17 protein-coding genes are annotated in these 19,993 nt (G+C 54.4%); 10 read left to right on the top strand and 7 right to left on the bottom strand.

Annotated features, from left to right (window positions below; translation table 11 throughout):
* The first annotated feature begins 71 nt into the window (after window positions 1-71).
* Window positions 72-911: a nucleotidyltransferase family protein gene (locus J2X98_RS16965; protein ID WP_307310498.1), complete on the top strand. Its 840-nt coding sequence runs from the start codon at window positions 72-74 to the stop codon at window positions 909-911.
* 58 nt (window positions 912-969) lie between these two features.
* Window positions 970-1,860 (top strand): UTP--glucose-1-phosphate uridylyltransferase GalU, encoded by an 891-nt coding sequence (galU, locus tag J2X98_RS16960; protein ID WP_307310496.1) that lies wholly within the window; start codon window positions 970-972, stop codon window positions 1,858-1,860.
* A gap of 10 nt (window positions 1,861-1,870) precedes the next feature.
* On the opposite strand, the gene J2X98_RS16955 is transcribed toward galU, so the two are convergent.
* The 7 genes from J2X98_RS16955 to gmd all read right to left on the bottom strand — a co-directional run bounded on the left by J2X98_RS16955 (window position 1,871) and on the right by gmd (window position 10,504).
* Window positions 1,871-2,275 (bottom strand): VanZ family protein, encoded by a 405-nt coding sequence (locus tag J2X98_RS16955; protein WP_307310684.1) that lies wholly within the window; start codon window positions 2,273-2,275, stop codon window positions 1,871-1,873.
* Between the two features lie 295 nt (window positions 2,276-2,570).
* On the bottom strand, window positions 2,571-3,176 hold the full coding sequence (locus J2X98_RS16950; protein WP_307310493.1) for an LPXTG cell wall anchor domain-containing protein: 606 nt from the start codon (window positions 3,174-3,176) through the stop codon (window positions 2,571-2,573).
* Window positions 3,177-3,346: 170 nt separating this feature from the next.
* Window positions 3,347-5,179, bottom strand: a complete 1,833-nt coding sequence (locus J2X98_RS16945; RefSeq protein ID WP_307310489.1) for a DUF4012 domain-containing protein — start codon at window positions 5,177-5,179, stop codon at window positions 3,347-3,349.
* Window positions 5,180-5,250: 71 nt separating this feature from the next.
* On the bottom strand, window positions 5,251-6,687 hold the full coding sequence (locus tag J2X98_RS16940) for a sugar transferase (protein ID WP_307310683.1): 1,437 nt from the start codon (window positions 6,685-6,687) through the stop codon (window positions 5,251-5,253).
* 185 nt (window positions 6,688-6,872) lie between these two features.
* Window positions 6,873-8,303: a polysaccharide biosynthesis tyrosine autokinase gene (locus J2X98_RS16935; RefSeq protein ID WP_444964472.1), complete on the bottom strand. Its 1,431-nt coding sequence runs from the start codon at window positions 8,301-8,303 to the stop codon at window positions 6,873-6,875.
* Window positions 8,304-8,469: 166 nt separating this feature from the next.
* Complete coding sequence (locus tag J2X98_RS16930; RefSeq protein WP_307310486.1) at window positions 8,470-9,471, bottom strand: GDP-L-fucose synthase family protein; 1,002 nt, start codon at window positions 9,469-9,471, stop codon at window positions 8,470-8,472.
* A gap of 4 nt (window positions 9,472-9,475) precedes the next feature.
* The gene (gene gmd, locus J2X98_RS16925; RefSeq protein WP_307310679.1) at window positions 9,476-10,504 is read right to left on the bottom strand and encodes a GDP-mannose 4,6-dehydratase; all 1,029 of its coding nucleotides are present in this window, start codon (window positions 10,502-10,504) and stop codon (window positions 9,476-9,478) included.
* A gap of 344 nt (window positions 10,505-10,848) precedes the next feature.
* Here gmd and J2X98_RS16920 point away from each other — a divergent pair, with 344 nt between their 5' ends.
* From J2X98_RS16920 to J2X98_RS16885, 8 genes are all read left to right on the top strand, one after another.
* Window positions 10,849-11,592: a WecB/TagA/CpsF family glycosyltransferase gene (locus J2X98_RS16920; protein ID WP_307310483.1), complete on the top strand. Its 744-nt coding sequence runs from the start codon at window positions 10,849-10,851 to the stop codon at window positions 11,590-11,592.
* Between the two features lie 3 nt (window positions 11,593-11,595).
* Window positions 11,596-12,801: a glycosyltransferase family 4 protein gene (locus tag J2X98_RS16915; RefSeq protein ID WP_307310480.1), complete on the top strand. Its 1,206-nt coding sequence runs from the start codon at window positions 11,596-11,598 to the stop codon at window positions 12,799-12,801.
* A 253-nt stretch (window positions 12,802-13,054) separates the two neighbouring features.
* Window positions 13,055-13,927 (top strand): glycosyltransferase family 2 protein, encoded by an 873-nt coding sequence (locus J2X98_RS16910; protein ID WP_307310477.1) that lies wholly within the window; start codon window positions 13,055-13,057, stop codon window positions 13,925-13,927.
* A gap of 47 nt (window positions 13,928-13,974) precedes the next feature.
* A complete protein-coding gene (locus tag J2X98_RS16905) occupies window positions 13,975-15,384 on the top strand; it encodes a hypothetical protein (protein WP_307310475.1) in 1,410 nt (469 codons plus the stop codon).
* A gap of 68 nt (window positions 15,385-15,452) precedes the next feature.
* On the top strand, window positions 15,453-16,190 hold the full coding sequence (locus tag J2X98_RS16900) for an alpha-1,2-fucosyltransferase (protein ID WP_307310472.1): 738 nt from the start codon (window positions 15,453-15,455) through the stop codon (window positions 16,188-16,190).
* Window positions 16,187-17,104 carry a glycosyltransferase family 2 protein gene (locus J2X98_RS16895; RefSeq protein ID WP_307310469.1) on the top strand — a complete coding sequence of 306 codons (918 nt, stop codon included), beginning with the start codon at window positions 16,187-16,189 and terminating at the stop codon, window positions 17,102-17,104. Before J2X98_RS16900 ends, J2X98_RS16895 begins: the two co-directional genes overlap by 4 nt.
* A gap of 42 nt (window positions 17,105-17,146) precedes the next feature.
* Window positions 17,147-18,400 (top strand): nucleotide sugar dehydrogenase, encoded by a 1,254-nt coding sequence (locus tag J2X98_RS16890; protein WP_307310466.1) that lies wholly within the window; start codon window positions 17,147-17,149, stop codon window positions 18,398-18,400.
* Window positions 18,401-18,585: 185 nt separating this feature from the next.
* Window positions 18,586-19,734, top strand: coding sequence for a glycosyltransferase family 4 protein (locus J2X98_RS16885; RefSeq protein WP_307310463.1), 1,149 nt, complete (start codon window positions 18,586-18,588; stop codon window positions 19,732-19,734).
* The last annotated feature ends 259 nt before the right edge of the window (window positions 19,735-19,993 follow it).

Genomic DNA, 19,993 nt, shown 5'->3' with positions numbered 1-19,993 from the left:
CCCGGACTTTCCGTAAAACGCAGCTCGAGATCCCGGAAGGTGTGCTCCTCGGCCATGCCCTCGTGGGACGCGTGGCGGACAGCCTGGGCATCAGGGTCTTCTTCATCAAGGGGCCTGCAAGCGTCCTCCAGGGGCTTCGTCAAGCCAAACTGTCTGCAGACGTGGACGTCTTCGTGGATCCCGCCAGGCTTGACGAGTTATTGCAGGCACTCCGTGAACGCGGCTGGCATGATCGGCCGGTGGATCCGGACAGCAGGACCTTCCCCAAGCACTCCGTCACGGTCCACCATTCCGAATGGCCTTGCTGTATCGACGTTCATTTCCGCTTCCCAGGCATGGAAAAACCCCCGCGCGTTTGTTTTGAGAGCTTGTGGGTGAACACTGAGACCATTGCACTTGCCGGCCAGCAGATGAGGATTCCTGCCAGGGAGCTTGGCGTCTTATTCCTGGCGTTGCACGCCCTACGCGAGCCGCTCTTGCCTGCTTGCCGGCAGGAGCTTGACTACCTTGGCGAACTCGCACGCAGGGAGGGCCTGTCCGAGGGGCTCCTGGGGCTTGCTGGCACTACAGACGCCCTAGCGGCTGTTCGCCCCTTCCTGGAGGACCTTCTCCCCAAGACCACCAGCTTCGTCTGGCCGGAAGCCTCAGTGGAGTGGCGCAACCGCGTTGCGTCCCATGAACCTGGGAGTGCACGGGTCCTCGCTATCCTGCATGCCACATGGAGAGTGAAACCACGAATGTTGTGGGGGGCGCTTTTTCCACCGCCAGAGGTGTTCCTTGGTACGAACATCTATGCGGACATGTCCATGGCCGGACGGCTCAGGCAACATCGCGCCCGGTGGGCCCGGTTTCTGCGTGCCATGCCTCGCCTGGTTCGTGACCTCCGCGGACTCAAATCCAGCGGTGATTGACCTATCGAAATCAGTATCCAATTGCCGTTTAGCCCACCAGATTTGTTAAGGTTCACCTATGACTACGGGGAAAGCTATCACCAAAGCCGTCATTCCTGCTGCCGGATTGGGAACACGCTTCCTGCCCGCCACCAAGGCAATGCCGAAGGAAATGTTGCCGGTGGTTGACCGTCCGGCTATTCAGTATGTGGTGGAGGAAGCGATCGATGCCGGCCTCTCGGACCTGCTGATGATCACCGGCCGCAACAAGCGCGCGCTGGAGGATCACTTCGACCGCGAGCCCGGCCTGGAGGCAGCACTGGAGGCCAAGGGCGACAAGGACAAGCTGGGCCTAGTGGAGTACGCCTCCAACCTGGGTCCCATCCACTACGTCCGCCAGGGCGAGGCCAAGGGCCTGGGCCACGCAGTCCTGTGCGCCAAGCAACATGTCGGCGACGAGCCATTTGCCGTCCTCCTGGGCGATGACCTCATCGACGAGGCAGAGGACCTGCTGAGCACCATGATGGAGGTGCAGCAGAAGACAGGCGGCTCCGTGATCGCACTGATCGAGGTTGATCCGTCGCAGATCAGCGCCTACGGCTGCGCGGACATCTCGGTTGTCGAAGGCGAGGACTACGTCCGAGTCAACAGCCTGGTGGAGAAGCCTGCTGTCGCTGACGCACCGTCCAACCTGGCTGTTATTGGCCGCTACGTGCTCCACCACTCGGTGTTCGGCGTCTTGGAGAACACCGAGCCCGGCCGCGGCAACGAGATCCAGCTGACGGACGCCCTGCAGACCCTTGCCGCCAGGGAGGGCGAAGGCTCCGGCGTGTACGGCGTTGTGTTCAAGGGCCGCCGTTATGACACCGGTGACAAGCTGAGCTACCTCAAAGCAGTTATTACTCTCGCGTCCGAGCGTGTGGAGTTCGGTGAGGACTTGAAGACCTGGATGAAGAGCTTCGTGGGCTAGTCATTACGCTCTACTGCTCTTGGGAGGCCCGTTGCCGGAAGGCGGCGGGCCTCCCGTTTTGCGTGGCGAGAAGCGCCACGATGGCGCCGATCACAGCCCCTGAGGTGTTCGTCATGACATCTGAGGGGCTTGCAAAGCGGCTGTGAAGAAACAGAAGCTGCCCTAGCTCGATGCATCCGGACAAGAGCATTCCAAAAGCGCCGACTTGCCACCACCGTTTTCTGGGAAACGCCAAGGCGGCTACAAAACCCACGGGAAGGAATAACCCCATGTTCGCAGCTGCCTCCACAAAATTGTAGTCAAGCCAGCGAGGGATCCCGTAGTGGTGGAGGAAATCCAATGTAGTGGCGACCTGACCCGAGACCGGCTGATCTACGGGTGTTGGCCAGAAGGCGACAAAGGACAACGGCACCATTACGGCCGCGAGAATCAGCTGCCACAGCCGGTGGTTATGAAGGAACTTCAAAAGGGCCTCAGGTGGCCCGCAGAAGGGCGAACGCCGCGGTGGCCAAAGCGCAGGCCGCCAGCAGACTGAGGAAGGCGTAGCTCACAACCTGTGGCCAGGGGAGCGGGAAAGAATAGTCGTAGTCTCTCGGTGCTTTGCGCCAATGTCTCCCCATAGATCAAATAGATACCACATAAAGCAAAAGGTGGGTGCATCCCCGTTTCCGGGGATGCACCCACCTTCGCTGGTGCTAAGACGCGTTTTGCTAGGCAGCAACCTCGGCCTTGGCGCGGCGGCGAACCACCACAACGGAGGTTGCACCGGCGGCCAGTGCACCTGCGCCCACCAGAGTCCAGAGGATCAGACCGGAGTCGGCGCCAGTGTTGGCCAGGCCGCCCGTGTTGGCTAGCGGAGCGCCGCCGGCGTTGCCTGCAACTGAGCCGGTGTTGGCCAGGGAGGCAGCCACGGTGACCGTGACGGGACCAACGGTTACACCGGAGGTGTTGCCGGTTGCCGTCAGGGAGTAGGTGCCAGCTTCGCTGATGGAGATCGGCAGGGAAAATGCGCCCTTTGCGTCAGCGGTTGCGGACAGGGTCTGCGGTGCCTGGAAGACGGGAATCTTCACGGCAACTGATCGGCCCAGGCCTGCGCCGTTGGAGGCGGGAGCCTGGCCCGGCGTGACGGTGATGGTCAGGCCTTCGCCGGCAAGGAAGCCTTGACCACGGAAGACGAAAGTTTCGCCGGGGCCAACGGTTCCGTCGGACACGGCTGCCTGCGGCGGAAGCGCCGGGTAGGTTGCTGCCATTGCGGGTGCTGAGCCGATTAGTGCAATGGAACCTGCAAGAGCGAGTGCAGCGAAAGTCTTCTTCATGTGTGTCCCCCCGGAGACGTTTATGTTTTTGATACCCGATGTGGGGAAGTTTCCCCTCCGCACGAGACCATGTGCAGAAATACGGATAGATATCCCAAGGAAGAAGGTACCACCCGAACCGCGCTACGACCAAGCTCAATCCAGTCGGTTTACATAGCGGTACCAACCGGTCACTGCTCCTTGTCGCAGCTCGCAATCTTAGTTGGCAGTACAACGTCCTTTACAGGTTGGACTGTGGGCGTGACAACCACGTTAGGTTCGGTGTGTTGAACGATTTTTCCGAACGTGAACTCGACAGTCTTGCTTTCACCGGGCGCGAGCTGCTGGGCGATCACACCAACCGGGCGGTTCGCGTGTAGATAGGGCGCAAACGGAGTTTTCTGACTGTCGATGTTTGCTGATTCCACGTTTGATTGCACAGGGCCGTAAGTGACTATGTTGGTTTGCACGGTACCCGGCGCAATACCGTAAGCGCCTCCCCCAGTTACATACGCCGGCAGTGAGGTGGCCGCGTCAGCAGGAGCTGTGTTGGTGCTCGTTACGCGGACCATCGTTTGCTCGTAGCCGTCTGCGGGGCATTCCTTGACGAGCTGTACCGTGTGTTTGACGTAATAATCCATCTTGGCACCCGTCCCGTCGTTGAAGTAGACCCCAAACTGGGCCGGTAATACGCTAGGCCCAGAAATTGAGCCACTTAGGGCATACTTTGAAATTACGGACTGTTCGGATGTGTTAGCTGACCACACGAGGACACGTCCTTCCTCTGCTCCGCGCGTAATGCCGGCAACCAGGCCTTTGCCTTCACCCTTACCGCTTGAAAGAGCGGAGAAGACTTCCTTAGCTACGCCAGCGAAGTAGGCATCCTGCAGCTTGGGTTGCGTTATCTTTGCGTAAACGTCCGAAAGTAGAGTTGGCACGACGTTGTCTCCCCTTAATTCTGTCGGTAGTCCTGACGCTCTTACTACTGCGAGTTCAGGGCCATTGACAGAGACGGGCCCGGTCGACTGGAGAATATAACTGAGAACTACAGGGTCAATGGAAATCACCCCGTCGACCAGCCTCCCGGTCTTTGCTTGCCACATCGCTCGAGCAGTGGTCGCAGCAGTAGGGAAATCAGGAGTGAGGTTGACGTCTTGCATGTATTTGCCCATCCGGGCCGAATAGATCTGCTGCTGCTGAGAATCAATTGGCAACACTGGCGACATGATGCCAAGATCCCCGGCGCTGCTTTGGGCATCTAGTGCCAGTTTGCCTTTGTCGATTGATAATTCTGCCAACGCTCCAGGAATGCCGCCTGACGCCCTCGCTTCCGCGTTGTTCTGGATCATAAGAAGATAGGTACGGGGAGATGTACTCCCCATCATTTCTGGTGCCACCGAAGCAAGATCGGCAGCAGTGTCGAAGATTGCTCTGTATGAGTTCAGTTGGGAGGTGGCCTGAACGAGGGGCTGACGAATCTGCGGCAACAATTTGTCAGAATCGATATCGCCGAGGCGGGCGGCTGAATCTCGTATGGCCTGGGCAGCCGCAGAGAGTTCCGTACGTACGCCACCTAGGGGCGCCAAGTCAACGCCATCATGGTTAGGCGCGAGGTTGTCCCAGTCCAACGCTTGGTAACTATCTGCAAGCGGCATGACGGCTAGTTGTACGACATCATTCCCGGAGATAGCGAGTTCGCTCGCGGCACGAAAATTTTCCCCAATCAAGGGCAACGAGGTTGACATAGACCAGACGGGGAAACGCGCTATGTCAGCTGCCTTCCGAGTATGGATTGCCATCCCATCGACTGTTTGCCGAACGGCCAATTTGTCGTCTAACTCGATCTCATGCTTGAGCTGCGGAACGAGTGATGCGGCGGAAGTCAACTCTGACTGGAGTTCAGCCGCTTTGGTGGTCAGCCACAGGGCTAGCGTCCCTGACAGCAAAAGGAACGTGGCAAAGCAGATTAGAGATGTCTTCCATCGTTTCTTGCGCACGGAAACGCCAACTTTGAACCTGCGCATTCCGCCCTCCTTATTCACCGTCATGACAGAGGCGGCCTTTCAATACTTGGATAATTATGGGACAAGGAAATCTAGTAAGCGCCAGTGCCGCGAAGGACGGCTCTAATCGTCCTAAGAATGATGATTAGGTCTCCGACGAGTGACCAATTCTCCACATAATAAAGATCAAGCCTTACCGAATCTTGCCAAGAAAGGGTGGACCGTCCGCTGACCTGCCACAGTCCAGTTAGCCCTGGCTTTACAAGCAATCGGCGACGCACGTCGTGTTCGTATTCCTCTACCTCTTGTGGAAGGGGTGGTCTCGGCCCTACCAGACTCATAGATCCACTTAGAGCGTTGAAGAGTTGAGGCAGTTCGTCCAAACTGTACTTTCTGAGGAGACGACCAATACGGGTAACACGCGGGTCGGCCTTAATCTTGAAGAGCAACCCATCGGCTTCATTGCGGCAAGTTAGGTCGGCGAGCAAGATTTCGGCATCGACTACCATCGACCGGAACTTGAGCAGTCTAAATGGTTTTCCCTCGAGTCCAACACGTTCCTGTTTGAAGAGCACGGGTCCTGGACTATCCAGCTTCACCAAAATCGCCACGGCCGCCATCAGGGGAGATAATGCCACAATAAGCAGACTTGAGGCGACGACGTCGAATAGTCGTTTGGCAACTCCGCGCCCCCCTTCAAGAGACGGGGTTGTTACGTGTATGAGAGGTAGCCCAGCAACCTGCTGGGTATGGATTCTCGGACCTGCTATATCTGTGAGCGCCGGCGCCATTATGAGTCCCAGGTTTCGTGCGGCCAACTCCCACCCCAAATGTCTTAGTGTTTGGGGGTGTAGCTGAACGCCGGCGGAGATTGCGACGGCATCCGCTTCACAGTCATCTATGGCCTGGAGAATTGAGGCGTAAGTCGGGGCGTGCCCGAGGACCGGTAGACCGGATTCTGGCTCAAAAGGGTCAATCGGGCTTAGCCCGGGCGTATACGCCGCCACAGGAAGATATCCGGCCCCTCGGGACCTCGAAAGCGAGTCGGCAAGATGGGCGACGGCGCTTGGACCCCCAATCAGCAGTAGCCTCGACATGCTCCTTCCGGCTACACGATTGAGATAGAGATGCTGGCGAAGAAGCCATCTAGAAAGAAGTAGACCTACAAGACCAACCGGGAGTGCAAACCCTACGAAACCCCGTGCTGTGTCGATACGGAGGACATACGAAAAAATTGCAACAAAGCCGAAAAGCCAGAGTGTCGCCGCCCCAACCCGTTTATACTCTTCGGCGCCTGCCCCTAGAATCTGACTTTGCCGACTGTTCCAAGCACCCAGCATAATCCACCAGGCAGCAATCAAACCGACGGACAAGAGGGCATACCCGGTATCACTACCGAGAGAAGAAAAGTTTGGCTCAAGACCAAATCGGACAATGTAGGCACCTACGACCGCCCATACGATTACGAACGCGTCGGTTAACCGAAGGGAGATGGAACTCCGTATGCGCCAATCCCCGCTATCCCCCAAGCTGGCCGCCCTCCGAATAAGGTAAGAAGTCAAAATATCTAAGAAAAACGTCTGAAACCACAGAAGATATTCAGGGAATCAAGCTCACTGGCGGTCGCAATGGGTGCTACGCAAACTTTGCTGACCAATTTATTCAAATCCATCAAACTTTCAACGAGGACTATAAGGCCTCGCGGACAAAGGTTCTATCTGACACGAAAAACCTTTTTAGGCCGTTGCTCTACTAAATGTTGCTGAGCTTCACCGTAGTACGTGTAAGCGTAGGAGTCTGGTCCCTTAGAGGGAAGCAGATTTATCACGACGCCGAGTACATCCGCCTCTACCATTTCAAGCGCAGCCACCGCTTTGGTGAGGTCGGGAGACTTGACACGACTCGCCCCTACTACGAGGACGACGCCGCCCACTTCTTGAGCTAGAACAGCGGCATCAGTCACCGGAAGAAGAGGGGGAGCGTCGATGATGACAGCATCAAATGCCTCTTCAAGTTGACATATCAAGTCTTTCATCGCTGCAGAGCCCAGCAGCTCACTCGGATTAGGCGGAAGTACCCCTGACGTCAGTACATAAAGATTATCCTCGCCCCAGTACTGTAATAGACTATTGATATCGGCGTTACCGACTAGGGCTGTTGTCAGGCCCGCGTTGCGATCTAGGCCAAGATAGTCGTGGACCCGAGGTCGCCGCAGATCCGCATCAACCAGAACCACCGTCTGACCAGCCTGTGCTAGCGAGATGGCCAAGTTGGTCGCAGTAGTCGTCTTACCTTCTCCAGGAAGGGAAGACGTGACGAGGACGGCTTTTGATTTATGGGCAACGTGCGCAAATTGAAGGTTGGTGCGTATCTGCCGGAATGACTCGGCGCGGGCATTTCGACCATTCGTTTGGGTCAAAAGCGGCCTTTTTACAGCTTCGGGATCGTAGCTTATTCCGCCGAGAATCGGAGCAGTGATAACTCGCGAAACTTCACTTTCATTGCGAACTCTTGTATCGAGAGTAGACCTGAGTATAGCGACTGCGAGTCCAAGTACTAATCCACCAAAGAGCCCCACAGCCAAGTTTGCCCGAGTGTTCGGCGCGGACGGTGATACAGGTGCGGTCGCTGGAGTGACCACAGAAAGCTTGACTGGCGAATTGCCGCCCTTTGCTGGGCTTTCCAGGTCTTGCACAACTGCCACCAAGCTGTTGGCCACCGCCTGTGCTATAGCAGCGGCTTGTACAGGCGAAGAATCTTGGGCTGTGATCGAAATGAGCACAGTACTGGTGTCTGTGTGCGCAGAGATTTTATTTGCCAACTGGTTAGCCGAGACCTGTAGGCCTAGGGCGTCAATCGCGGGTTGAAGAACTGCTGGTGTGGTAGCAGTCTCTGCGTAGGACTGGACACGTGCTTGAGTAAAAGTGTTTCCCTGCTGGAGCTCGGAGACTGAGCCGGAACCTTGTATGGCCACAAACAGTTGGGTCTTAGCTGTATAGGTCGGGGTCAGCGAGAGCGAAAGCGCTGCCGCGGCGAGTAAGCCGAGTGTCGTACATGTGACGATTGTGATCCAACTGCGTCTGGCTACCCGCAGATAATCGCGTAACTCCAAAGCGATGCCCTTTCTAGAGTTGTTCCAGTGCACGATGGAACCTAAGTATTCGGCGGAACGCCGGGTCCAGTGACCGTGCGCTCCTATAGAACAATTCAGCCTTTTAGACCAGTCCACACATAGCTTTTGCAGCTAGAGGTATGAGGTCAAAAGGCTGTAAGAGTTGCGTTGTCTTCCAAAGCGTTCACTACTGGGGGACTTAAGTTCGCGAGTCATGGACGTTGTCACGAAACCACTGAACTGTTTGCACGAGGCCTTGTTCAAGCGAAATTTTGGGTGTCCACCCGGACTCAGTCAATTTCGAAACATCCAACAGCTTCTGTGGAGTGCCATCCGGTTTCGTGTGATCCCAGTGCACAGTGCCCTCATAGCCCACTGCGCTGGCCACCAACGATGCCACCTCCTTGATGGTCACGTCAGTGCCCGTTCCGACGTTCACCTGGTCAGGCCCGTCATAATTCTCGAGGAGGTGTATGCATGCATCTGCCATGTCATCGACGTGGAGAAACTCACGTCGCGGAGTGCCCGTTCCCCAGTTAGTCACAGAGTTTTCGCCTGCACGGAAAGCTTCCTCATAGCGACGGATCATGGCCGGAAGAACGTGTGACGTCGTCCTTGAGAAGTTGTCGTTGGGACCATAAAGGTTCGTAGGCATGGCAGAAATCCACGGAAGACCATATTGCCGTCGGACTGCCTGGACTTGCATAATGCCGGCAATCTTCGCTATGGCGTAGGCATCATTTGTTGATTCAAGGTGGCCCGTCAGGAGCGAATCTTCTTTTATAGGTTGTGGCGCGTATTTGGGATAGATGCATGATGAACCAAGGAAAAGCAATCGAGAAATGCCTGTCGCAAGTGCGGCATCCATGACGTTTAGTTGTATCTGAAGGTTGTCGGTCAGGAAGTCGGCCGGGTAGGTCGAGTTTGCGAGGATTCCACCTACCTTGGCCGCGGCGAGAATCACGTACTCGGGTTCCGTTTGCTTGAAAAACCGGAGAACCCCTTGCCTATCTCTGAGATCCAATTCCGACGAAGTGGCACCCACTAAATTTGTGAAGCCTTGCTTGCGGAGAGCTCGCCAAAGCGCGGAACCCACAAGCCCGCGGTGCCCTGCTATGTATATTCTCGCGGACTTGTCCATGGGAGCGGGGCTGAAAACGACGTTATCGCCACCACTCACTCCACTCGGGTTGAGCACCATCTCTTTACTCCTCCCAGCTTACGAGCTTGACAGAGTCGATCCAGGGGCGCCCTGAGTGGCGCAAAGCTTCGACGTCAGCATCTACCATGATCCGAGCCAAATCCGGAGTCTCGACAGTCGCTTTCCACCCGAGCTTCGCGTGAGCCTTCGACGCGTCTCCTATAAGTGCGTCCACTTCAGTGGGGCGGAGGTAGCGCTCGTCGAAGCGGACGTAGTCGTGCCAATTGAGCCCGACATGATCAAAGGAAACTTCGAGGAAGTCTTTGACTGAGTATCCCGCCCCGGTTGCGAGTACGAAATCCTCGGGTTCATCGACTTGCAGCATTCGCCACATTCCCTCTACGTACTCTGCTGCGTATCCCCAGTCTCTGATAGCGTCCAGATTCCCCATGTAAAGAGAATCCTGCCGGCCCGCTTTGATTGCAGCGACAGCGCGTGTTATTTTGCGCGTAACGAACGTTTCGCCGCGACGGGGAGATTCATGGTTGAACAGGATCCCATTCACGGCGAACATTCCGTATGCTTCTCGATAATTCTTTGTAACCCAGTAGCTATATACCTTGGCTGCGCCATAGGGCGACCGCGGGTAAAACGCGGTCTCTTCGTTCTGAGGCGGCGGTGTAGCACCGAACATCTCGGACGAGGAAGCTTGGTAGAAACGCGTTTCGATTCCAGCCATACGTACTGCTTCCAAGAGTCGAATAGAACCCATGCCAGTCGTATCGCCGGTGTGCTCCGGTTCCTCAAAAGAAACTCGCACGTGAGATTGGGCAGCCAAATTATAAACTTCGTGGGGCTTGATTTGCGCCATCAATGTGACGAGCCGCGCTCCATCGCTCAGGTCACCATAGTGCAAAAAAAGGCTCGCGTTGGCGTCATGGGGGTCCAGGTATAGATGATCGACCCTTGATGTGTTAAACGTTGATGCCCGTCTTATGAGACCGTGGACCTCGTAGCCCTTCTTCAGGAGCAGTTCCGCAAGGTAAGAGCCATCCTGCCCCGTGATGCCCGTAATAAATGCGCGTTTCGCCAACGCTGTTCCCCCCGCTGCTATAAGTCTTGGATTCATCTGGTGCTGCTGAACGATAGACGTTCAGCAGTCAGACGTGGTTCAGTAGAGACTATAGCCGGTGGAGGTTTCGAGTACGGACTCACTGTCGTCCTTCTTGGTGGCTGGTCGCTCTTCCGGCACATAGGAAGACCCTTCCGTCATTCAAGATGGAAGAGTTTGGGAATCAGAACGCAGGCTGGTCTATGTCGGCGACCCGAAGCCAGGGCTGGTATCGTACCTCGTGGCCACGACCGGGGGACGAGTGTGTGCAGTTCCGAGCCCAGTAGCGGCCTTGACAGGCTCTCGCACAGATTCGGAAAACGCATGTGACAACTTTACCCGTACGCAAAGTGGCTGACATCCCGTTTGCAATTGCCAACCTTCGAGACGCAAGCCGCTGGCTTTGCGAGCGCTCGAAGACAGGGCGGCGAGGCGGTCACGTACATCTTCTCAATTCCTATAGTTTGGCTCTCGCAGAGACAAATGCAGAATTTCGCGAATGTGTTCGCACTGCCACAAGCAATTTCCCTGATGGAAAACCCATATCCCTCATTACAAAAATCACGTCGAGGCCCTTGTCTCAGGTTCGGGGACCAAGCGTATTTGAACGAGTTATGGACGACGGACGACGCTACGGACTGCGACATTACCTCCTTGGGTCAACTCCTGAGACCCTCGAACTCCTAGTCTCTTCTTTAAGGGATAGATACCCTGGAGTCGAAATTGTTGGATCCATGAGCCCTCCTTTTAGCGCTATGTCGCCGAGAGAGTACGAGAGCCAAGATCGAAGAATTGAGGATACGAATCCGGATATCGTTTGGGTGGGGCTCGGCACCCCTAAGCAGGACTTTGAAGCCCAAAGACTAGCTACCGCAGGAAACTTCTTTGCTGTGGCGGTTGGTGCAGCCTTCGATTTTTCTGCTGGTACAAAAAAGGAGGCACCCCGATGGATTACCGCGCTCGGATTCGAATGGCTCTTTCGATTGGCTGCTGAACCCAAACGCTTGTGGCGACGATATCTTATTGGTAATTTTGTTTTTCTCTACTCGGTGATTCGACGAGGACTGTAGCTAATGGTGCTCACAAAGAAACTATGTCCCTGGTCTAAGGCGAGGGAATTAGATGGAGTACCTATGAAAACTAGGCGTCCCCTCGTCGTTATTTTGCAGGCCTACATTCCAACTTATCGCGCGAAGTTTTTCGAAGAACTTATTCACAGGGCCGGTGGTCGAGGGATAGATGTAGTCGTTGTAGCTGGGCGACCTTCAGGTTCGCAGTCGAAACGAAAGGACGCAGTAGCTCCCCCCTTCGTCGTGCCACTGAAGCAGAAAGAATTCAGACTGTTAGGTCGCAGGGTGACCCTTCGAAAGTGGCCGCGGGCAGCGGCGGCAGCCGACCTCGTGGTTTTAGAGCAGGCAAGACGGAACATCGATGTCTACCGTCTCTTACTTCCAAGAAGCCTCAGGCCAACGCGAATAGCGCTTTGGGGGCACGGTGCAGACTTCGCAGGCAGTCGAGGTTCTTTCGATGTCGTGCTAAGGAAACTCCTGACACGAAGGGCCGACTGGTTTTTTGCTTACAGCGCCGTTGGGGGAGCCGCCGTTCAAGCGCTAGGGATGCCGGTTGAGCGGATCACAGAGTTGAAGAACTCGACTGATACCACTAAATTGCGGGGCGACATAGTCCAGCTCGAAGAGTCAGAACTGTGGTCGTTCAAGGAACTCCATTCCCTTGGGAACAACAGTGCCGCCTACATTGGCGCCCTGGATGCAGGAAAGCGCATCGAACTTTTGATCGAAGCCGGCCAAGAAATCGCCAGACGAGTTCCAGGATTTCGTCTCTTGATTGCTGGTGACGGCCCACTTAGGAGCAAAGTTTGTAGAGCTGACTCTCAATATCCGTGGCTTACCTACATTGGCACAGTGGATGGGTCAGCCAAGGCCCTTCTGCTCGCCTCCGTAAAGGTGCTTCTGATACCTGGAAGTGTTGGCCTTGTAGCGGTGGATGCGCTTACTGCAGGTGTCCCCATCGTGACGACTGGTGATAATGCCCACGGTCCGGAATTTTCCTATTTGGAACCAGGGCTTACAGCGGAGGTGACGATACCTGAGGCTGCTGCCTACGCTGGTAAGGCCATTTCCCTTATGAATGATGACTGCAAATTAGCCTTGATGCGCGAATCGTGTCTTGAGGCAAGTACAGATTATTCTGTCGAAGATATGGCAGATAGGTTTCTTGAAGGCCTTATGTCAGTCTTTTCTGATCACGTAAGAGTGTGAAAATGCCTATGCGCGGATTACTCGAACCGGCGGACGATGCGGTCTTGCTTCTAGCCGTACTATTACGCGAACTTTTTGCCGATCAAAGCCTCGCGCCGTCACTCCGCAATGTCGGGAATACTACGAGGAATTGGCGCAGCTTTGCTGCGTTGGCTGTTATAGCAGCCTTTATTTGGGCTTGTGCCCACGGTAAAGTTTTTCAATCCACAAAGGAATTATGTGCATCATGCATATTTCCATTTGAGGAAAGCTTATGGATCTCACGGCGCGAAACCAAAGCTCAGCCTCGATTCATTCTCAAACCGCAGCTGGAGGTCATTCGTTGAAACGTCCCTCAGTTACGTTCGTAATGGCTGCACGAAATGCGGCCAAAACCATCAAACGGTCCATGGATTCTGTTATCTGCCAAGACTACGACGGCGACGTGCGTCTGATCGTGGTGGATGATGCTTCAACGGATGACACTTACGGCATCGTTGCCGGGTACCCAGATGTCCTCTTACTGTCAAATGAGAGCCGACTCGGTAGGTCACGGTCAAGGAACAGAGCACTCCAACAGGTGACAACCGAACTTGTTGCTATACAAGATGCGGACGATTATTCACTTCCGCACCGACTATCTGAAACTGTCGGGCTGCTTGGGCGCAATGCTTCCAGAATTGCTGGTGGTCAAGTCGAATGGATGGATCCTTCTGGACAGGTATTTCAAGGGGCCTGCTGGCCTCAAGCACCTGCAGACACAAAAGGCCTCCTTTTGAGAGGGCATATGCCTATCGCCCACCCCACAATGATTGCACCACTGAAGCTGATGTTGGCGGTCGGCGGCTACGATCCTGCATATCCGGTGGGAGAAGATCTGGATTTATTACTTCGTATCATGCATAGATTTCCGGAACTTGAGTTTGTCAATGCTCAAAGTACTATATCTGGGTACCGTCGTCGTCAGCTCGATAGCTACGGGTATCTTCTCCGAGCAGCCTACTGGCGGGCGCGGGTAATTCATGCAAATTCCGACAGGACACTTGACAAAACCTCCGTGCCTTGGTTCTCCGAAGCTACTCTCGGCTACGTACGTCAACGCGCAAAACGGGTCAAAAACGTTCTCGGAACAGTTGGCCACAGTTGAGCACCTCAACGGGGAAAGTGGAACCAGGGCGAAGCATAAGTGTCCAAGTGTTCGGTGGGACATTAGCGCTCGCATTCGTCTCCGTCGGTTTCATGCTTCCTGGACTAGTTCGTACGAAGTTTGCCAGTTTAATTTTCGGAGCGAGTGGCATTGCATTTGTGGGGCAACTATCACAGATTCAAACGGTTCTTATCTCGCTGGGCGCTGCCGGAGTCGTTACCGCTTCGCGCGTTATTCTCGCTCGTAAGAACATGGAATCTGATCAACTGGCTGCGGCTCAAAATTGGTTTCTTCTACTCCCCACTTTGCTTGCAGTCGCCTTCGCAGCTCTGGTAATCGCTTTCAGTCCGCAAGTCGCCGTTCTCGTGCTGGGTTCTGAAAGATTCACCCCCCTCGTGATTGCTGCAGCTGCCGGTATACCCCCTGCCGTCTATGGTCAAATATCGTTAGCCATCGCACAGGTCCGCTCCGGTCGACCGCGGCTTGTTGTCGCTGCGATGCTATCCGCCGCGGTGGGAAGCGTTTCGGTCGCTGGTTTATTACTTCTACATGATGAGTTCTGGGCAAGCACCAGCTTTTTCGTTGCTCCGCTTGCCCAAGCCATTGTCATCTCAAGCATATGCTTTGAATCCCGATTCTCCTTTGGCTACTTTCCGCGTCTACCGCGAGCAAATTTGCATGAGGTTATATCATTATCCTGGTCCTCAGCGCTATTGGGTATATTCGCTGCCACCGCGGAGCTAGCAGGACGTACTGTTGTTGTGCAGAGGTATGGGCTTGAGTCGCTGGCGGCCTATCAGCCCGTGGTGCTTTTAGTCACGCAGTTTGTAGGGTTGTTCTTAAGCGCACTAGCAACGTCATCGTTGATTGAAATCGCTAAGCTACGGGATCACGTGATGCTTGCTAGCAAGCTGAACGAATTGGTGATTAAGTTGCTGCCGGTTATAGGTGGCCTGTTGGCGATATTGTCTGGTTGCGCGCAAGTATTCATTTTTATTTTTTATAGTCCGTCTTTAGTTGATATTGCATTTCCTCTCGTCACTTTGGCGCTAGCGGGAGAGATCGCTCGTGCATACGCGTGGACTCTCGGATCTTGTTTACTGCCGCAGGGTCTTACGCGGCCGTGGCTTATGAATGGGCTTGTAACAGTGGCTGTTCAACTGGCCGTGTCCGGCCTTTCGGGATACTTATTTGGCCCCCTCGGATTGGTTACCGGCCTAGTGGCAGCTAACGCATTTGCGGCTTTGTTTACATTTTACCTAGTTGTGCGTGCTGGAATCATTGTTCGGAGTCGTGGGTTGTTGTTGGTGCTGATAATAATGCTTTTCTTGGCATTTGCGCCGTCCGCTACCAGCGGTCCAATAAATTTCGTTAGCGTCGGTGGAGGTGTTTTGTTGTTGGCGTACTCCAAGTTTGGACCGCGAATAATGGTGTTTTTGAGGCGGCCTGGACGATGAGGAATAGACTGTCACTTGTGCCACTTCGCGGAGGATTCGGTAATCAACTATTTTGTTGGGCATACGGAATGAATCTCAAAGAGTCTGGTTCCCGTGTCATCTTTGATCCCAGTCCAGAGCTGGGTCGGGGCTTTGCTCTCGAAGGTCTCATCGATCAGGGCGACATACTCAAATTGCCGGCGAAGTTGTGGACGAAAAGTCGCCTGCTCGGTCGCCTCTCGAGTTACGTGCCCTTTCTCACCTGGATACTGGAGGATGAGTCAAGACCGGCGGAAGTGAAGCCTATTCACCATCCGGTCGCGGTGCATTGGGGCTACTGGCAGTCGCATGACTACTTCCACAGCGTTTCTGATGTGGTGTACAGCAGGCTGTCGAGTTGGCTTCGCTATGATGAGTGGCCGAAAAAATCTCATTGCGCAGTTCATGTCCGGAGGGGCGACTACGTGAGTGACGCAGGAGCCGCGGCAACTTTAGGTGCCCAGCCAAAGGACTATTATGAACGCGCTATGAGGCATATGAGTATCCTTGGTTTTAAACAATTTGTAATCTACAGCGATGACCGAGAGTGGGTTTCTGAGAATCTCACCCGCAGGAATGTCACGCTGGCACCCGAGGGTAGCGCGATGGACGACTTCCTAGGCATGGCTTCGTCGTCGGCTCTCATCATGTCAAACAGTTCTTTCAGTTGGTGGGCAGCCTACCTTGCCTCTCGACGAGAAATCCCAGTTGTGGGGCCTGCCTCTTGGTTTTCTGACGAAGATCACGACGCAACCCGACTGATGATGGACGGGTGGGCGCGGATATGACAGAGGACCGTTCGAGCCTCGATTCCGTTGTTATAGGTGTGTGTACCTACCAACGCGTTTCTCAACTGGGCGTTCTTCTCGCCGAGCTGCAACGGCAAATTCTTGCTTGTTCTGACTGGAACGTCCGAATTATTGTCGCGGACAATGATGAGAAAATGACAGCGAAAAGCGCGGTTGAGAAGGCTTCCAAAGACTTCCCGCGTGTCCGCATCGAGTATAATTGTGTCCCTGAAAAAGGCGTGGGATTTGCCCGGAATGCGATATTCGATTCGCTTAAAAGTGACGAGTTGCTTATCTTCTTTGATGATGACCAAGAGCCGTGTCCCACCTGGTTGGCGGCGCTTCTGAACCGGCACCTGAGTGTGCCGGACGAAGTCCTCGTCGGTCCAGTGATTCCTGTTCTCCCGGACAGTGTCCCCCAGTGGGCGGTTGAGGCCGCTGCTTGGGGGAGGCGTGAGCAGCCTGATGGTTCTATACGGAGCCACGCCGGGTTTGGGAATATTCTCATACCTCGCTCCACTTTGGAGTCCGGTCTCTGTCGTGTTCCTGAGCCATTCTTGCGCGGGCCGGGGGAGGATACCTACATTACGGTTGCGCTTCGCTCCGCGGGTTATGTGATCCGATACGTGGATGCCGCGCGCGCAGTTGAGCCGGTGGCAAATGAGCGGCTGAATATCCCGTGGCTAAGGCAGCGAGCAACGGTCAGTGCTGAAACCTGGGTCCAGGTGGTCCGTTTCACTGGAGGCTCGAAGGTACGCCTCGTAGCGTCGGCAATTAAGACACTGTTCGGTTTCTGCATTTTGAAGATGCAGCGCAACATTTCCCGTGACCAGGCTCTACTTATGAAGCTCGAAGTGTCCGCTGGGCGGTTAGTCGGATATTGGCGAGGTTTTGGTTCTTGGCTTCACTCCTAGGTTCTCTGGTTCTACCCATGAAAGATTAACGGTGAAAGTATTATGCGCAAAGTAGTTGTGATAGGGCAGGGATACGTTGGGCTGCCGCTTTCGGAAGCACTTGTAGAGGCCGGTTTTAAGACGGTCGGCTTAGATTTGAATCGCGTCGTGGTGGATCAACTGAATTCCGGTAATTCGCATGTCGACGACATATCGGATCACACAATCAGTTCGATGATTGCCGGCGGCTACTTGGCATCGTGCGATGACTCAGTTATCAGTGATGCTGACGTGATTGTTATCTGCGTGCCCACCCCGCTAAGTGCAGCTGGCGGCCCCGACTTGGGGGCGGTAGAAGCTGCGGTCAAATCCGTCGCTGAGAATTTGCGTCCAGGGTGCCTCGTCGTGTTGGAATCGACGACATATCCAGGCACAACGGAAAATCTTGTTCTTCCTATCCTTGAGGCCTACGGCCACACTTTGGATACGGACTTCTTCTTGGCTTTTTCGCCTGAAAGAATTGACCCCGGTAATAAAACGTTTGGCCTTAAGAATACGCCCAAGGTGGTTGGCGGCGCTTCAAATGAATCAACGCAGCGAGCCGTTGAGTTCTATAGCTGTATAGTCGACACCGTTGTGCAGGTAAAAGGTACAAAAGAAGCCGAAACGGCCAAGCTCTTAGAAAATACTTATCGTCATATAAATATTGCTCTCATGAATGAAATGGCTAAGTTTTGTCATGAACTCGATATTGATTTGTGGGAAGTTATTCGCGCGGCCAAAACAAAACCTTTCGGGTTTCAGGCATTTTACCCGGGCCCTGGTGTCGGGGGGCACTGCATTCCCATCGATCCGAACTACTTGAGTTTTGAAGTCGAGCGTAACCTCGGTTACCCATTCAGATTTGTTGAACTCGCACAGGAGATAAATAACTCCATGCCGCGCTATGTCGTGGACCGACTATCTGACGCGTTGAACAGTATCGGGCTACCTGTGAAGGGAACAAAAGTATTGCTGCTGGGCGTTACGTATAAGGCGGACATTTCAGACCAGCGTGAGTCGCCCGCAGTTCATGTTGACAAATTACTTCGCAACAAAGGTGCTGACGTTATTTTCCACGATCCCCACGTTAAGTCCTGGGTTCGTGATGGATTAGTAAGCGAATCAGAATCAGATTTGGCCAGTGCTGTGGCTGCAGCGCAAGCGGTAGTTCTTTTGCAGAATCACAGCGTGTACGACGTCGACGCGATCGCCGAGGCCAGTGCGCTGTTCTTCGATACTAGGGGTGTGACCGCGAAAAACAGTATCAAGCTCTAGAGATGACGTGAGATGAGGGATCGACTGAACCGGGAAGAAATCGGGTCACTCCTGACTGGGCGAGCGAGGACGCACTCTTCTGGTCGAGCATCGTGCCCTCATTTATTGTTGTCTTGGTGATAGCGGTGGACGACAACTTTGAATTGCTGGTCGGACCGCACCGGTCGGGTGTATAGACTTGGCCAGTGCATAGTTCAGGACAGGAAGTCTTCACGTCATCTCTCAAGGTGGCATTGGTACACAGCTTTTATTCCTCGCGGAATCCGAGCGGTGAGAATGCTGCTGTTCTTCAGCAAGCAGAGGCAATGAGGCGGGCCGGGTATGAAGTTGAAGTCTTCGCGCAACGGACTGATGAGCGCGAGTTGGGGCGGTTGTATCCGATCGAAGCGAGTATCACGGTGTCTACCGGCATTGGTCCGAAGCCGCTGCTGGGTGAATTTGAACCGGACGTAATCCACATACATAACTTGTTTCCCAATTATGGAAAAAAGTGGATTCGTTCCGTTAGTGCCCCCGTGGTCTCTACTATGCATAATTATCGACCGCTGTGTGCCGCTGGAACGTTTTATCGGGGGAGTGAGAGTTGCACCGCGTGCCTAGACAGGGATTCGAGTATCCCGGCGATTGTCCACGGATGCTATAGGGGACGACTTCAGTCCGTGCCCGTTTCGATAGGGCAGAGGTTTGCCAACGAGCCTGTGCTGGCGGACTCTGACGCACTGATTGTTCTATCCGAACAGATGCGGGAAATGTACGCACGGGCTGGTGTTCCCTGGACGCGAATGCATACTCTGCCGAACTTTCTTCCGCAGGAACTCGACTGCGGGCCGGGGGAAGGGGATGGAGGGTATTGGCTGTACGCTGGACGGCTCTCGCAAGAAAAAGGTGTGCTTGAGCTGCTGAGGAAGTGGCCCAAGGGACACAGGCTTATCTTGGTTGGATCAGGCGATTTAGAAGACGAAGTTCGCTCGTTTGCCAGTGATGACGTGATACTCATGGGCGCCGTGAGTAGGGGGCAACTTCTTACATTGATGCAAGACGCGGTCGGCGTTGTTTTCCCTTCGAGATGTTTTGAAGGATTCCCGTTGGTCTACCCCGAGGCGCTCTCGGCTGGAACTCCTATTCTCACTTGGGAACCGAATGTTGTTTCGAGATTAGTATCATCCGAGCTAACAGGGCTTGTGGGGGGGCTCGAGGATATAGGTAATCTGCTGGACCATGCATATGAATTTTTCCCGCGAATCCGCGCGCATTGTAGGACCGTCTACGAAGAGAAGTACACGGAGAAAAAATGGATTCCAGCGCTTGGTACGGTTTATCAATCGATCTTGTGACTTCTGCTCTCAGTGAGAAGTTGCGGCGGTATAGTACCATCATGCAATGGTATCAATTGTAGTTTTTTGTCATTTTATTCATTAGTGGCGGATGTCGGTTACTCTAAGTAGAGAGCCGGTCAAATACTCCCTACTTTGTCCTTATTTATGTTTGTGAGGTTCAAATGTGTGGAATCGTGGGATACGTAGGCCGTTCGACTGACGGTGCAATTAACGGTCACAGTGCGCTGGACGTTGTCCTTGAGGGGCTGCGCCGCCT

This window comes from Pseudarthrobacter enclensis (assembly GCF_030811655.1).
Classification (GTDB): Bacteria; Actinomycetota; Actinomycetes; order Actinomycetales; family Micrococcaceae; genus Arthrobacter; species Arthrobacter enclensis_A.
The sequence above is the reverse complement of the archived record's forward strand: the minus strand, read 5'-3'. Positions and strand labels throughout refer to the sequence as shown.